Below are 13,409 nucleotides of genomic sequence, written 5' to 3' on the forward strand. Positions count from 1 at the left end.
ACGGCGCACCGACGTACCGTGAAGGACGTGGAGGCGATGGACAACCGATCCGAGGTGCGCGAGTTCCTCATGAGCCGTCGCGCGCGCGTGACGCCGCAGCAGGCCGGCATCGAGACGTTCGGCGACCGCCGGCGCGTCACGGGGCTGCGTCGCGACGAGGTCGCGCGCCTCGCCGGCGTGAGCGTCGACTACTACACGCGCCTCGAGCGCGGGAACCTCAAGGGCGTCTCGGACACCGTGCTCGAGACGGTCGCCCACGCGCTCCTGCTCGACGCCGCCGAGCACGACCACCTGTTCGACCTCGCGCGGACGGCGAACGCGGGCGTGCGGCGCCCGCAGCGCAGCCCCGGCGACACCCCGGTGCGTCCGGAGCTGCAGTACATGCTGGACGCCATCACCGCCGCGCCCGCGTTCATCCAGAACAACCGCATGGACCTGGTCGCCGCCAACGCGCTCGGCTGGGCGATGTACGCGCCGATGATCAGGGGGGCCACGCGCACCCCGAACTTCTCGCGCCACATCTTCCTCGACCCTGCCTCGCACGACTTCTATCCCGACTGGGACCGCGCGGCGTGGACGAACGTGGCCATCCTGCGCCGCGAGGCCGGGCGCAACCCGCACGACAAGCGCCTCCAGACGCTCGTGGGCGAGCTGTCCACGCGGTCCGAGACGTTCCGGGAGCTGTGGGCCGCGCACGACGTGCGCCGGCACTACGCGGGGCAGAAGTCGTTCCGCCACCCGGTCGTCGGTGCCCTCGAGCTCAACTACCAGACGCTCGAGCTGGACGGCGACCCGAACCTCGGCATGACGGTCTACACGGCCACGCCCGGGTCGCCGACCGAGCAGTCGCTGCGCCTGCTCGCGTCGTGGGCGGCGTCCGACGACACCGCCCCCCACCACGCGCGGCCGAGCCCGCAGCCCCGCACCCAGGAGGAACGCGCATGACCACGCTCGCCATCGTCGGAGCCGGCCCGGGACTGGGGCTGGCCGTCGCGCGCCGGTTCGGGCGCGAGGGCTTCTCCGTCGCGCTCATCGCGCGCGACGCCGCGCATCTCGAGGACCTCGCCGCCCGTCTGCGCGCCGAGGGCGTCACGGCCGCCGGGTTCGTCGCCGACGCCCGCGACCGCGCGGCGCTCCGAGGTGCGCTCGACGCGGCCGCCGACGCCCTCGGTCCCGTCGAGGTCCTCCAGTACAGCCCCATCCCGGCGCGCGAGTTCATGAAGCCGGTGCTCGAGACCACGGCCGACGACCTCGTCGGCCCCCTCGAGATGTCCGTGCTGGGCCCCGCGACCGCCGTCCAGCAGGTCCTCCCCGGCATGCGCGCGCTCGGTCGCGGCACGGTCCTCTTCCCCAACGGGGGCAGCGCCGTGCGGCCCCGCGATGCCGTGACCGGGACGTCGGTCGCCTTCGCCGGCGAGAGCGCCTACGCGCAGCTGCTCCACGAGGCCCTGGCGCCCGAGGGCATCCACGTGGCGCAGCTGATCATCCCGCTCGGCATCGGCGGCGGGGAGCCCGACCACGACACGGATGCGCTCGCCGAGCGGCTGTGGTCGCTGCACGTCGAGCGCGGTGACTTCCGGACGTTCGTGCGACCGCTCGCATGAGCCGGGACACCGCCCCGGGGCTCGACGAGCTGCTCGACGCGCTGAACGCCGGCCGCACGATCCCGGGCGGCTCACCGCTGCACGCGGTCATGCACCGGGTGAGCCAGGACGCCCTGCGCCTCACCGCGGAGCTCAACGGCGCCTACTGCCCTCCCGAGCGGGTGCGGGAGCTGCTCAGCGAGATCACGGGCACGACGGTCGACGAGTCCGTGACGGTGTTCCCGCCCTTCTCGACCGACTTCGGCAGGAACCTCACCCTGGGCCGGGACGTCTTCGTCAACGCCGGGTGCAAGATCCAGGACCAGGGCGGCGTCACCATCGGCGACGGCTGCCTCCTCGGGCACAACGCGGTGCTGACGACGCTCGACCACGACCTCGACCCGCGGCGGCGTGCCGACATGCACCCCGCACCGGTCGTCCTCGGCCGCGCCGTGTGGCTGGGCGCGAACGTCACCGTCCTGCCCGGGGTCACCATCGGGGACGGCGCCGTCGTCGGGGCCGGTGCGGTCGTCACGCGCGACGTGCCCGCGGGCACGGTCGCCGTGGGCGTCCCCGCCCGCGTCGTGCGCTCCGTCAGTCCGGAAGGTAACGACGCGGGCCCGCCCTAGGTCGGCTCGGGCGCGGCGGTCCGCTCCCCGCCCGGTGGGGCGGGCTCCTCGGCCGCCGCGTTGGCGGGGCTCGTGGCGAGCGCGACGCAGCCGGCCACGGCGGCCACGGTCGCGACCGCCGCGGGCACGGCCCACCCGTCGCGCACGACGTCGCCGAGCACGACGAGGCCGACGACCCCCGGGACGAGCACCTCCACGACGGACACCGTTGCCGCGACGGAACCCACCGCGCCCTTCTCCAGGGCGCGCAGGTATCCGAGCACGCCCGCGGCCCCGGACGCGACGATGGCGAGGGCGAGCGGCTGCAGGACCGTGTCGAGCAGGTCGCCCGACGCGTGCGCGCCGCGCGCGGCGATCGCCGCGACGGAGTAGCCCAGGCCCCCGAGCAGCGCCAGGAGGATCAAGTGGCCGCGGCGGTACGCGAGCGCCACACCCGCGAGCAGCGCGAACCCGGCGATCACCATCGCGGTCGTGAACCCGGGGGGCGGCGTGGTGGCGGGCTGCTCGCCCGCCGACAGCGCGAGGACGACGAGCGCGAGGACGACGACGCCGATCGCGACGAGGTCCGCGCGACGCAACGTCGCGCCGAGCACGAGGCGCGCGAGCACGACGACGGCCACGAGCGAGGACGCGACGATCGCCTGCACGACGAACAGCGGCAGGTGGTCGAGGGCCAGCAGCGACAGCAGCCACGCCGCGCCGTCAAGCAGGAGACCGCCGATGACGAGGGGCTGCGCCATGGCCGCGAGCCCGTGGGCGCGCCGCGTCGCGACCGCCTGCATGATCGTGCTCACCGCGTACGCGAGCGCGGCTCCCACGGCGGCCGCGACCGAGAGGATCACCCTCCGATGATCGGGGGCTCCCGGCGGCAGCGCCAGCCCTGCCCGGCGAACGAGGACCGGACAGGGCGCGGGGAGGTCAGGACCCGGTGTCGCGCCGCACGTCGTCGGGGCGGCTCCCCTCGCGCGACGTCCTCCGGTCGGTCGGGCGCGCGGACGCCTCGCGCGTGGGCCGGCCGGTCGTCGTCGTGCACCGCGCGCCAGACCCGCGAGACGACGAACCATGCGATCGCGCCGACGACGGCGACGATGACGACCGTCTGGAAGATGCCCGCGTAGTCCTCGACGACGTGCCAGTTCTCGCCGAGCAGGTAGCCGGCGACGACGAAGATCGTGTTCCAGATCGCGCTCCCGGCGGTGGTGAGCGCGGAGAACTTCCACAGGGGCATGCGTTCGATGCCGGCCGGGATCGAGATGAGGCTGCGGAACACCGGGATGAAGCGGCCGAAGAACACCGCGGCGCTGCCGTGGCGCTCGAAGAACCGCTCGGTGCGGTCGACGTCCTCGACGTCGACGAGCGGGATGCGTTCCGCGAGCCACCGGGTGCGGTCCCGCCCGACGACCGCGCCGACGGCGTAGAGGGCCAGGGCTCCGACGAGCGACCCCGCCGTCGTCCACACGATCGCCTCGACCACCCCGAAGCTGCCCTGGCTCGCGGTGAAGCCGGCGAGCGGCAGGATGAGCTCGCTCGGCAGCGGCGGGAAGAGGTTCTCGAGCGCGATGGCGACCGCGGCCCCCACGACGCCCAGCGTCTCCATGAGCCCGACGGCCCACCCGGCGACGCCGCTGACGGCCGGCTCCGACGAGGACGCGGCGACGAGGAGACCGGAACCCATGGTCGTCGAGCCTAGGTGACGTGCCGGGAGCACACCCGGGGAGCGGTGCGGGATGCTGTGGAGGTTCCGTGGCCATGCCCGAGGAGACCCGCCGTGCCCGACGCGCCCCGCACCGCCCCGCCCGCCCTCGACCCCGTCGCGCTGGACGGTCTCACGCCGGGCGACGCGTACGACCTGGAGCCAGGTGCCGACCTCGAGGGGTTCGAGATCGTCGACCTCCGCCTCGGCACGGTGGACCTCGAGGGAGCGAGCGTCTACGCGTCGCGCCTCGCCGGCCTGCGCGCCGACGAGGCCGACCTGCGGCACGCGACCCTCGGGGAGGTCGTCCTCGAGTGCCTGGACGTACCCGTGGTGCAGGGCGTGCGCGGCCGGTGGCGCGACGTCGAGGTACGGGATGCACGGCTCGGCTCGGCCGAGCTGTACGAGTCGACGTGGGACCGCGTGCACCTGCTCGGCTGCAAGCTCGGGTTCGTCAACCTGCGCGGCGCCGAGCTCCGCGACGTGCAGTTCACCGACTGCACGATCGACGAGCTCGACCTCGTCCAGGCACGGGCCGCGCGCGTCGCCTTCGCGGGCACGCGGGTGCGGCGGCTCGACGTCCAGGCGTCGACGCTCGAGGACGTCGACCTGCGCGGCGCGGACCTCGACGAGGTCGCGGGCGTGCGGTCGCTCGCCGGCACGACGGTGACCGCGGACCAGCTCGCGCGGCTCGCGCACCTGCTCGCGGACGGTCTGGGCATCACGGTCGACGACTGACGGACCGCGCTGCGGCGTCGGGGTTTCTCTGGGCGCGCACGTGCCCCACGCAAACGCCGACGGCGTGCACCACGCGGTCCGGCCCCGGGTCGGGGGTCCTGGGCAGCCGCAAGATCGTCGGCTGGATCACCGACCCAACCGGGCGACGCCCGCACTTCGACCCGGCCGCCTTCGTCCGTTCGAGCGACACCGTCTACCGCGTCTCCAAGGAGGGCCGGGGCTCCGCACGGGCGATCACCGCCGCGCTGACGATGGCGATCCTCACCGCGGACGAGCGCGCCGGCTCGCACGGGGCGGACGGGCGCCTGGCTCCGCCGGCCACCGCGGTGCTGGACGAGGTCGCGAACGTGTGCCGCTGGCGCGAGCTGCCCGGCCTGTACTCGCACTACGGGTCGCGCGGCATCGTGGTATCCGCGTTCTTGGGCCTACACCACCCGGGCCAAGAAATCCGGCCTGGTCCCATCGATGGGATCGAGCGGCGACTGCTACGACAAGGCCGTCATCGAGAGCCTCTGGTCACGCATGCAAGTCGAGCTCCTTGACCGGCGTCGATGGCGCACCCGCCTGGAGCTGGCGAACGCGATCTTCGAGCACCTCGAGATCTTCCACAACCGCCAGCGCCGGCACTCGTTGCTGCGTTCTCGAACTCTACGGGTGGCAGCCATCCGGGCGCAGATCACCGTCGCCTATATCCCAACTTGCTTCCGCGGCCGTCGGGTCGATGGTGCAGGAATGAGTGAGTGTATAGTCACTCACATGCGACAACGTGCGCTCTCCACCGCGGCCGATCGTCGCTCCGAGATCGTGAGCGCCGCCCTGACAGCGTTCTCTCGAGGTGGCTACGCGGGTACCACGATCACTGACGTCGCGCGTGAAGCAGGGGTCTCGAGCGCATACGTGCTCAAGCTGTTCGGCGGGAAGAAGGTGCTGTTCGTCGCAGCGCTTGACAAGTGCTTCGAGCGCATCGAAGAGGCATTGGCCGCCGCTCCCGCGGGATTGACACCCGTTGCGAGCCTCGACGCGATGGGCGACAACTACGCCGATCTCATCGCGGATCGCACGTTGCTCTTGATGCAGGTGCATGCCCAGTCGGTCGCGATGCATCCCGCGATCGGTGACTCTCTCCGCGCCGGCCTGGCCCGCATCACCCGCTTCGCGAAACAGCGATCCGGAGCAGCTGACCGCGAGGTGCAGCGGTTCATCGCATATGGGCAGCTTTGCCACCTCGTGGTGACCTCCGGCATCGCCGATCTCGATGACGACTGGGCGCACACCCTGACCGACGGCCTTCGCCACCCCGAAATCTGAAGGAAGACATGCCCATCGCACCTGACATCCTCATCACTGGAGCTACCGGAGCTACAGGACGCGCCACTGCCGCGGCCCTCACCGCGCGAGGCGTCCGGTTCCGCCCGATGTCCCGGAGCCTGTCGTCCGCCGAGTTCGCCGTACAGGCCGACCTCGACGATGCGGACAGTGTGCGCGCGGCGCTTGGCGGCGTGCGGGCCGCGTACCTGGTGACACCGTCGACAGAGCGTGCGGAGGCGCAGCAGAAGCGGTTCATCACTCTCGCAGCCGAGGCCGGAGTGCGCCACCTCGTGCTGTTGTCACAGCTCGGTTCGGTCATCGATTCTCCGGTGCGCTTCCTGCGGTATCACGCAGCCGTCGAGGAACACGCGTTCGCCTCTGGCCTCGGAGTCACGGCATTGCGTCCGAACCTCTTCATGCAGGGACTACTTGCCATGTCGAGCATCGTGCGATCGGCGCAGGTGCTCCCCGCTCCGATCGGCGACGCGCGGGTGAGTCTTGTCGATGTGCGCGACATCGGCGAGATGGCTGCGCATGCATTGGCCTCCCCTGTCCCGTTGGGGATCCAGACCCTTACCGGGCCCGAACCGCTCACTCACTCCGACCTCGCCGGACACCTCTCTTCCGCAACGGCCGCGAGATCCGCTTCGAGGACATCGCGCCCGCGAAGTTCGGCGAGTTGCTCGCCGACGTTCTGCCGCCCTGGCAGATCGAGGGCCTGCTTGAGGACTACGCCCACTACGCGCGAGGCGAGGCCGCAGAGCTGTCGCTGGTGATTCCTGAGTTGCTCGGACATCCCGCGCGCAGCTTTACGGCCTTTGCGAACGAGCACGCAGCGGCCTTCCGGAGCGAGTGAGCCGCGCACGGCCCAAGAGAGCGGCAGCGGCGAGGTGATTCCTCGCCGCTGCCGTTCTGTCATCGCGCCTCGCATCCGGACAGATGTGGCGGCTCTACTCCTCTATGGCGACTGCCGCGCGCGGGAGTAGCGGCACAGCCAGGAGACACAGCGCTGCGACGGCGAGGATGACGATGAGTGTGGTGGTCATCGCCGTTACGGAGCCACTTGCGAGGGTGCCGATGAAGATGGTGGTGACGAGGGCTGAGCCGATGCCGTTAGCGATCTGCTGGATGGCACTGAGGGAGCCGCTGGCCGAGCCGGCTTCTTCGGGCTTCAGGTTGCCGAGCGCGGTGTTGAAGACTGAGTTGAAGCAGATTCCAGCGGCGACTCCGATAAGGCTGGTGGCGATGAGGTTCTGCCACCAGATCATCTGGATCCCGGAAGCCAGGACGAAGAGGAGCAGGATGCCCGTGCCGAGGATGGTGGTGAGCATCCCCACGAGCACGAGTCGCCGCCCGAGCTTGAGGATGAGCGCGTTCGCGATTCCGGAGCCGATCATGATGCCGATGGTGAGCGGGATCAGGTTCAGGGAGGTCTCGGTCGGGGTGTAGCCGAGGCCGAGTTGGAAGAAGAGGCTGATGACGTACATCAGTCCGCTGAAACTTGCGAAGACGCAGAGGCCGACGATGAGCCCGGAGGTGAATCCGCGGTTGGCGAGAAGGCTGCGTGGGAGGAGCGGCTCGTCGGCGCGCGCCTGACGCCATCCGAACAGGACCAAGAGCACCACTCCAGCGATCACGCTGCTGATCGTGAGTCCGTCCCACCCGTCGGAGGAGCCTGTGACGAGCCCGAACAGAAGCCCGAACAGGGCTAGGGCCAGCAGGATACTGCCGGTCAGGTCAATGCGTGCGGATTGGTGCGCGGGGACGGTGGGCAGGTGGCGCAGAGCGAGGATGAGGCGATGCCGCCGAGGACGATATTGATGAGGAAGATGGGCCGCCATCCCAGCCCGAGCAGGTTCGCATCAATGATGAGTCCGCCGAGGATCGGGCCGGCGACGGCGAAGACGCCGAGCAGGGGCGCAAAGACTGCGAATGCCTTCTGCAGCATGGGCTTCGGGAACGTCGCCGCCATGATCGCCATCTTGCGGGATGAGCAGAGCGCCGAATGCTCCCTGCGCGACCCGAGCGGCGATCAGCACCCCAGCGGAGGGCGCGAACCCGGCGAGTGCTGAGCCGACGATGAAGCCGATGAGACCCGTGAGGAACGTGCGGCGCTGGCCGAACTTGTCTCCGATACGCCCGCCGAGAACGAGCAGGGAGCCCAGCGCCAGCGCATAGGACGCGCCGAGCCATGGGATCACGTTCTCGCCCACGCCGAGCTCCTTCACGATCGAGGGCGCCGCGACGTTCGCGATCGTGGCGTCCATCAGATCCATCGCATCTGCGAGGAGGACGACGATCAGCGTGAGCCAGACCGCTCGGGCGGACAACGGTGGTGCTTCAGCACTCGTGGTCATAGGGGACTCCCATCTCAGGTGACGAACATGATCGTAGCGAACATGTTCGTCACGATCAAAATCGTTCCTGTAGAGTTCATGGCATGAGGACTCGGGCACCCATCAGCAGGCGTGATCGGCCCGCGAAGCCGGCACTCTCGCGGGAAGCGATCGTTGCGGCGGCACTGCACGTCTTGAAGCGCGATGGCGCAGAGAAGCTGACGATTCGGCGAGTCGCCGACGAGCTCGATACGGGACCGGCCTCGCTCTACGTCTACGTGAAGAACGTCACCGTGCTGCACGCACTCTTGATAGACGGCCTGCTCGCCGACCTTGATCTCGCATGGGACGGTGCAGAGCCTGGCGCGAGCGTGTTCACCGGGTGATCCGGGACTACATCGGCCTGGTCACCACGCACGGGAATCTCGCCCGTTCCGCCCTGTTCGTGTGGCCCGAAGGCCCTCACTACCTCAGCCTCATTGACTTGCTCTTGAGGCTCTTGCGTTCCGCAGGTGTCGACGAGAAGCCCGCGGCGTGGGGCATCGACCTCCTCCTCCAGCATGCAAGCATCACCGCGGCAGAGTGGGGTGCGCGAGCGTCCGGCACCGGTCAAGAAGTTGACGAGCTCGCCGCGACACTTGCCTCAGCAGACCGCGAGCACCACCCGACCCTCGCTGCGTTCCACACCGCGGCATTCACGCAGGGGACCCCCGAGGAGCGCCACCGATGGGCGCTCGACACCCTCCTCGACGGCATCACGCACCATCAGCCCTAAACGGGATCCCGCCAGACTTTCGCAACGCTTCTGAGTGTCACGCCCCGGGTCCAGTGGCGGCTCCAGGTTCACCGAGGGTCAGCGATGCATTGACGGGTTGAGAGCGCCGTCGGTTCTGCGACGTCCGAGAAATCTGTTGGACGTCACCGGACGAGCGGGCCGAGATGTGCATGGCGTATGCGGGCCCAGGCGAGGGTTCGATCGCCGCCCGCCTATGAGGGCGGGGGGTCGGCGTTGCTGCTCGCGGCGTTGCCTTTCCGGCGGCGAAGCGCGCCGATGAGCGCGCACCGGGGTGAGCAGCAATGAGGCAGATCCCCTTGACGAGCAACAGCACGCCGAGCACCCCCTTGGCCGGAGCGCGACCACCAGCGCGGTGATCACCAGGGATACCGTCGTCGCTCTCGCCGCAGCGCTGGACCTCGCCGTCCGTTGCCTGACCGCCAGGGGAGACGGCCCGGCTGGCCGCGCACATCCCGTGCGCGCGCGCGCGGCTCAGGAGCGGCTGTCGCCCTCCCCTGGCGCAGCGCTCGTGGCAGCGGTTGGCGGGCTGAGGCGCTCGCGCGCCTGCTCGGCGGCGCGTGCGATGCTCTCGCCGACGAAGTCGAGGAAGCGCGCCATGTTTTCGAGCCGGGTGCCGGCCGGGGAGTCCGTGCCGAGCAGACGGACGCCCTGCCGCGCGGTCTCGGCCATCCGGGTGTTGTTCTGCGCGGCGGCGATCATCGACTGGAACCAGACGTCGCCGTCGGCGACGTAGCGCTCGCGCCGACCCTCGCCCCGCTCGCGCAGGACGAGACCGTGGCTCTCCAGGACGGGGATCGCCTTGGAGATCGACGCAGGGCTGACCTCCAGGAGCTCGACGAGCTCCGCAGCGGAGAGGCTGCCCGCGTCGGCCGTGTAGAGACACGCGAGCACGCCCGACGCGACGCGTGGCAGGCCCTGCTGCATGAACAGCGCGGTGAAGGTCTCCCGGTACTCGCGGACGGCTTCCTCGCGCGCGTCGGACTGCGTGGGCGTCGCCGTGCCGGGGACCTCCGTGAGCCGCCGACGGCGGGCTCGCCGCTCGGTGGCGTGCTGCGCCAGGTCCGGGCGGTAGGCGGTCGGGCCTCCGTTGCGCAGGACCTCGCGCGTGACCGTCGAGGTCGGACGGTCCAACCGGCGGGCGATCTCCGCGTACGGGAGGTCGTCGGCCAGGCCGAGCGCGATCTGCTGGCGTTCCTGCTTGGTGAGCCTGCCTCCCGGCATGGTGCTCCTCCTCCGTGTCACCGACGGGTCGAGAATAGCGTTTAGCGATGCCTGATGCAACGCTCAGACTGGCCCGTGTTGCATTGCGCTTCGCCCCGTTGCAACAGTTTATGCGCTGTGAACTGGATAAATGCGCGTCCATCGCAAATTGGATGTTGCCATGGCGGTGAACGCTCCGTAGCGTTTCCGTCGTCAGAAAGAATGCGGGACACCTGCTCAGGAGCCGATCACCATGCACACCTTCGCCACCCCCACCACCATCTCCCTCTCGGTCGACGTCCCCGTGGGCCGCATCCAGGTCATCGCCACCGACCGGACCGACACGACGGTCGAGGTCCGGCCGTCGAACTCCTCGTCGGGCCGCGACGCGAAGGCCGTCGAGCGCACGACGGTCGAGCTCCACGACGGCGCGCTGCGCGTCGCGACGCCGACGGTCAACGAGCTGTTCGGCCCGTCGGGGAGCGTCGAGGCGACGGTCCAGCTGCCCGCCGGTTCTCGCGTCGAGGTCACGGGGTGCGGCGAGCTGCGCGGCGTCGGCCGCCTCGGCGACGTCGTCGCCACGGACTCCTACGGCGCGATCAAGCTCGACGAGGCCGCGAGCGTCCGGCTCGCGACCCAGGCCGGCGACGTGTCGGTGGGCCGCCTCGCCGGGACCGGCGAGATCAGCACCGCCAAGGGCGACATCCGCGTCGAGGAGGCCGTGAGCGGCGCGCTCGTGCTGAGCACCCAGATGGGCGACGTCTCGGTGGCCGCCGCCGCCGGGGTCTCGGCCTCGCTGGACGCCGGGACGAGCCTCGGCCGGGTCACCAACGCCCTGCGGAACGACGGCGCCGCCGAGCTCGAGATCCGCGCCACGACCTCGTACGGCGACATCACGGCACGCAGCCTCTGAACCGTGCGTCGCCCCGAGAGGTCGGGGCGACGGACGAGGGCCAGGGCCACCACCACAGTCTTGACAGCAGCACGACCAGGAACGGAGTACCAGACATGAGCACGGAACAGCTCCTCGACCCGGCGGTCCGGGTGCGGGGTATCGAGAAGTCGTTCGGGGAGCTGCGCGTGCTGCGCGGGGTGGACCTGGACGTGGCCGCGGGCAGCATCTTCGCGCTGCTGGGGTCGAACGGGGCGGGCAAGACGACGCTGGTGCGGATCTTGTCGACGCTGCTCGAGGCCGACGCGGGCACGGCCACGGTCCACGGGTTCGACGTCGCCGCGCAGGCCGGGCAGGTCCGGGAGTCGATCAGCCTGACGGGGCAGTTCGCCGCGGTCGACGAGGTCCTCACCGGCAGGGAGAACCTGATCCTGGTCGCCAGGCTGCGCCACCTGAAGAACCCCGGGTCCGTGGCGGACCACCTGCTGGCCCGGTTCTCCCTGTCCGACGCGGGCGCCCGCCGGGCGGGCACGTACTCGGGCGGGATGCGTCGCCGCCTGGACATCGCGATGAGCCTGGTCGGCGACCCGCCGATCATCGTCCTCGACGAGCCCACGACCGGCCTGGACCCGCAGGCGCGCATCGAGGTCTGGGACACCGTCAAGGACCTCGCCCGCCGCGGCACGACCGTGCTGCTGACCACGCAGTACCTCGACGAGGCCGAGCAGCTCGCGGACCGCATCGCGATCCTGCACCGCGGCACCATCATCCAGGACGGCACCCTGGCCGAGCTCAGGGCGCTCCTGCCGCCCGCCCAGGTCGAGTACGTCGAGAAGCAGCCGTCCCTGGAGGACGTCTTCCTCACCCTCGTCGGCGAGACCAGCGAGACCCCACGACCCCGACGACCGCCGAGGCTCCCAGCCCGCCGGAGAGGAGCTCCGATGACCACCCACGCCCTGGCCGACACCCGCACCCTGACCGGCCGGTCCCTGACCCACGTCCTGCGCTCACCCGACACGATCATCACGACCGCGGTCACCCCGATCGCGCTCATGCTGCTCTTCGTCTACGTCCTCGGCGGCGCGATCGACACCGGCACCAGCGAGTCCTACATCGACTACATGCTGCCCGGCATCCTGCTCATCACCATCGCCTCCGGCATCGCCTACACCGCCTACCGCCTCTTCCTCGACATGCAGGGCGGCATCGTCGAACGCTTCCAGTCCATGCCCATCGCCCGCTCCAGCATCCTCTGGGCACACGTCCTGACGTCACTCGTGGCGAACATGGTCTCCGTGACGATCGTCATCGCCGTCGCACTCCTCATGGGCTTCCGCACCAGCGCCTCCCTCGGCGCCTGGGCCGCCGTCGCGGGCATCCTCGCCCTGTTCACCCTCGCCCTGACCTGGCTCGCCGTCATCGCCGGACTCTCCGCCAAGACGGTCGACGGCGCCAGCGCGTTCAGCTACCCGCTGATCTTCCTGCCGTTCATCAGCTCGGCGTTCGTGCCGACCGACTCGATGCCCGGCCCGGTCGCGTGGTTCGCCGAGAACCAACCCGTCACCGCCATCGTCGACACCCTGCGCGCCCTGTTCGCCGACCAGCCCGTCGGCAACGACATCTGGATCGCCCTCGCCTGGCTCCTCGGCATCCTCGCCCTCGCCTACGCCCTCGCGATCGCCGCCGACAGGCGCAAGCAGCGCTGAGCACCAACCACCCCGACGGACGCCCGTCATCTCGCCCCAGGTGACGGGCGTCCGTCGCGCGCGAACCCGGGATCGAGCCGTGCATGCTCACTTCACGGCCACGAAAGACCTCGATAAGGCAGCCGTCGACTACGTCGCCGCTCACCACCGAGCGGAACTTCGACCTATACCTGCACGAACTCGCCGAGATCGGCAGCAGTCGCTGGGCCCGTTGACGGACAAGTTCTCAGGCGTCGCAGAACCTGGTTCTGCGTCGCCCGGGAAACGGTGGCGGTCTCAGACCACCAACGCACCACGAGAGTGGACGGTGCATGGTCGTGGAGTTCGGGATGAGTGTTGTGACGTCGCTGCTTCACCCAGAGCAAGTCGTTACCAGCGGTCAGCTCCGAAGTCGCTGGATGGGGACTGCTGCAGGATTGGTTGACACTTCATCTGTGGGACGAGGTCCTGCTGGAAGGATGTCGCTGTGCCCAAGAAGTTCCCGCCTGAGTTCAAGCGTGACGTCGTGCGGGTCGCCCGTCGCGGGGA

General features: G+C 70.2%; 16 protein-coding genes and 2 pseudogenes. 13 read left to right on the forward strand and 5 right to left on the reverse strand.

The genetic code is table 11. The annotated features are described in order from the left end of the window. Positions 1-36 precede the first annotated feature (36 nt). From BJF88_RS10545 to BJF88_RS10555, 3 genes are read left to right on the forward strand one after another with little or no spacing between them, the layout of a single operon-like run. Positions 37-945, forward strand: coding sequence for a helix-turn-helix transcriptional regulator (locus BJF88_RS10545; protein WP_075828768.1), 909 nt, complete (start codon positions 37-39; stop codon positions 943-945). After that, positions 942-1,604, forward strand: coding sequence for an SDR family NAD(P)-dependent oxidoreductase (locus tag BJF88_RS10550; RefSeq protein WP_075828759.1), 663 nt, complete (start codon positions 942-944; stop codon positions 1,602-1,604). The genes BJF88_RS10545 and BJF88_RS10550 overlap by 4 nt, the downstream gene beginning before the upstream one ends. Continuing rightward, a complete protein-coding gene (locus BJF88_RS10555; protein WP_075828760.1) occupies positions 1,601-2,212 on the forward strand; it encodes a DapH/DapD/GlmU-related protein in 612 nt (203 codons plus the stop codon). The genes BJF88_RS10550 and BJF88_RS10555 overlap by 4 nt, the downstream gene beginning before the upstream one ends. Here BJF88_RS10555 and BJF88_RS10560 read toward each other — a convergent pair. Then, on the reverse strand, positions 2,209-3,054 hold the full coding sequence (locus BJF88_RS10560; RefSeq protein WP_075828761.1) for a hypothetical protein: 846 nt from the start codon (positions 3,052-3,054) through the stop codon (positions 2,209-2,211). The genes BJF88_RS10555 and BJF88_RS10560 overlap by 4 nt on opposite strands. Continuing rightward, a complete protein-coding gene (locus tag BJF88_RS10565) occupies positions 3,051-3,887 on the reverse strand; it encodes a DedA family protein (protein WP_075828762.1) in 837 nt (278 codons plus the stop codon). The genes BJF88_RS10560 and BJF88_RS10565 overlap by 4 nt, the downstream gene beginning before the upstream one ends. A gap of 93 nt (positions 3,888-3,980) precedes the next feature. On the opposite strand from BJF88_RS10565, the gene BJF88_RS22005 reads away from it, so the two are divergent. The 5 genes and pseudogenes from BJF88_RS22005 to BJF88_RS22015 all read left to right on the forward strand — a co-directional run bounded on the left by BJF88_RS22005 (position 3,981) and on the right by BJF88_RS22015 (position 6,807). Further along, the gene (locus tag BJF88_RS22005) at positions 3,981-4,643 is read left to right on the forward strand and encodes a pentapeptide repeat-containing protein (protein ID WP_075828763.1); all 663 of its coding nucleotides are present in this window, start codon (positions 3,981-3,983) and stop codon (positions 4,641-4,643) included. Between the two features lie 251 nt (positions 4,644-4,894). Then, a complete protein-coding gene (locus BJF88_RS22010; protein ID WP_187346218.1) occupies positions 4,895-5,185 on the forward strand; it encodes a TraM recognition domain-containing protein in 291 nt (96 codons plus the stop codon). Continuing rightward, positions 5,109-5,951 (forward strand): TetR/AcrR family transcriptional regulator, encoded by an 843-nt coding sequence (locus tag BJF88_RS10580; RefSeq protein ID WP_139316016.1) that lies wholly within the window; start codon positions 5,109-5,111, stop codon positions 5,949-5,951. Before BJF88_RS22010 ends, BJF88_RS10580 begins: the two co-directional genes overlap by 77 nt. A gap of 8 nt (positions 5,952-5,959) precedes the next feature. After that, a pseudogene (locus BJF88_RS23565) lies at positions 5,960-6,475 on the forward strand (SDR family oxidoreductase); the annotation flags it as partial. A 155-nt stretch (positions 6,476-6,630) separates the two neighbouring features. Next, entirely contained in the window at positions 6,631-6,807 is a 177-nt protein-coding gene (locus tag BJF88_RS22015; RefSeq protein WP_255371948.1) for a hypothetical protein, read from the forward strand. A 94-nt stretch (positions 6,808-6,901) separates the two neighbouring features. Here the strand turns inward: BJF88_RS22015 and BJF88_RS20470 are convergent, their stop codons facing one another. Both BJF88_RS20470 and BJF88_RS20475 read right to left on the reverse strand, forming a co-directional pair. Then, complete coding sequence (locus BJF88_RS20470; protein ID WP_222843983.1) at positions 6,902-7,792, reverse strand: MFS transporter; 891 nt, start codon at positions 7,790-7,792, stop codon at positions 6,902-6,904. A gap of 21 nt (positions 7,793-7,813) precedes the next feature. Then, positions 7,814-8,308 (reverse strand): MFS transporter, encoded by a 495-nt coding sequence (locus BJF88_RS20475; RefSeq protein ID WP_222843984.1) that lies wholly within the window; start codon positions 8,306-8,308, stop codon positions 7,814-7,816. An 83-nt stretch (positions 8,309-8,391) separates the two neighbouring features. On the opposite strand from BJF88_RS20475, the gene BJF88_RS20480 reads away from it, so the two are divergent. Continuing rightward, positions 8,392-8,673 (forward strand): TetR/AcrR family transcriptional regulator, encoded by a 282-nt coding sequence (locus BJF88_RS20480; RefSeq protein ID WP_222843985.1) that lies wholly within the window; start codon positions 8,392-8,394, stop codon positions 8,671-8,673. Further along, complete coding sequence (locus tag BJF88_RS20485) at positions 8,670-9,062, forward strand: TetR/AcrR family transcriptional regulator C-terminal domain-containing protein (protein ID WP_222843986.1); 393 nt, start codon at positions 8,670-8,672, stop codon at positions 9,060-9,062. Before BJF88_RS20480 ends, BJF88_RS20485 begins: the two co-directional genes overlap by 4 nt. A gap of 492 nt (positions 9,063-9,554) precedes the next feature. On the opposite strand, the gene BJF88_RS10600 is transcribed toward BJF88_RS20485, so the two are convergent. Then, the gene (locus BJF88_RS10600; RefSeq protein ID WP_075828764.1) at positions 9,555-10,304 is read right to left on the reverse strand and encodes a GbsR/MarR family transcriptional regulator; all 750 of its coding nucleotides are present in this window, start codon (positions 10,302-10,304) and stop codon (positions 9,555-9,557) included. 232 nt (positions 10,305-10,536) lie between these two features. Here BJF88_RS10600 and BJF88_RS10605 point away from each other — a divergent pair, with 232 nt between their 5' ends. The 3 genes and pseudogenes from BJF88_RS10605 to BJF88_RS10615 all read left to right on the forward strand — a co-directional run bounded on the left by BJF88_RS10605 (position 10,537) and on the right by BJF88_RS10615 (position 12,881). Next, the gene (locus BJF88_RS10605; protein ID WP_075828765.1) at positions 10,537-11,196 is read left to right on the forward strand and encodes a DUF4097 family beta strand repeat-containing protein; all 660 of its coding nucleotides are present in this window, start codon (positions 10,537-10,539) and stop codon (positions 11,194-11,196) included. Positions 11,197-11,291: 95 nt separating this feature from the next. Continuing rightward, positions 11,292-12,062: pseudogene (locus BJF88_RS10610) on the forward strand (ABC transporter ATP-binding protein); the annotation flags it as partial. 54 nt (positions 12,063-12,116) lie between these two features. Continuing rightward, the gene (locus BJF88_RS10615; protein ID WP_075828770.1) at positions 12,117-12,881 is read left to right on the forward strand and encodes an ABC transporter permease; all 765 of its coding nucleotides are present in this window, start codon (positions 12,117-12,119) and stop codon (positions 12,879-12,881) included. Positions 12,882-13,409: the final 528 nt, after the last annotated feature.

Origin of the sequence: Cellulosimicrobium sp. CUA-896, from assembly GCF_001942335.1 — a bacterium.
Taxonomy (GTDB): domain Bacteria; phylum Actinomycetota; class Actinomycetes; order Actinomycetales; family Cellulomonadaceae; genus Cellulosimicrobium.

Bases quoted from the DNA above. Each gene is read 5' to 3' on its own strand.
- BJF88_RS10545 (WP_075828768.1), top strand. From the start codon at position 37: ATGGACAACCGATCCGAGGTGCGCGAGTTCCTCATGAGCCGTCGCGCG.
- BJF88_RS20470 (WP_222843983.1), bottom strand. From the start codon at position 7,792: ATGGCGGCCCATCTTCCTCATCAATATCGTCCTCGGCGGCATCGCCTC.
- BJF88_RS10600 (WP_075828764.1), bottom strand. From the start codon at position 10,304: ATGCCGGGAGGCAGGCTCACCAAGCAGGAACGCCAGCAGATCGCGCTC.
- BJF88_RS10580 (WP_139316016.1), top strand. From the start codon at position 5,109: ATGGGATCGAGCGGCGACTGCTACGACAAGGCCGTCATCGAGAGCCTC.
- BJF88_RS10555 (WP_075828760.1), top strand. From the start codon at position 1,601: ATGAGCCGGGACACCGCCCCGGGGCTCGACGAGCTGCTCGACGCGCTG.
- BJF88_RS22010 (WP_187346218.1), top strand. From the start codon at position 4,895: ATGGCGATCCTCACCGCGGACGAGCGCGCCGGCTCGCACGGGGCGGAC.
- BJF88_RS20475 (WP_222843984.1), bottom strand. From the start codon at position 8,308: ATGACCACGAGTGCTGAAGCACCACCGTTGTCCGCCCGAGCGGTCTGG.
- BJF88_RS10615 (WP_075828770.1), top strand. From the start codon at position 12,117: ATGACCACCCACGCCCTGGCCGACACCCGCACCCTGACCGGCCGGTCC.
- BJF88_RS10550 (WP_075828759.1), top strand. From the start codon at position 942: ATGACCACGCTCGCCATCGTCGGAGCCGGCCCGGGACTGGGGCTGGCC.
- BJF88_RS20480 (WP_222843985.1), top strand. From the start codon at position 8,392: ATGAGGACTCGGGCACCCATCAGCAGGCGTGATCGGCCCGCGAAGCCG.
- BJF88_RS10605 (WP_075828765.1), top strand. From the start codon at position 10,537: ATGCACACCTTCGCCACCCCCACCACCATCTCCCTCTCGGTCGACGTC.
- BJF88_RS10565 (WP_075828762.1), bottom strand. From the start codon at position 3,887: ATGGGTTCCGGTCTCCTCGTCGCCGCGTCCTCGTCGGAGCCGGCCGTC.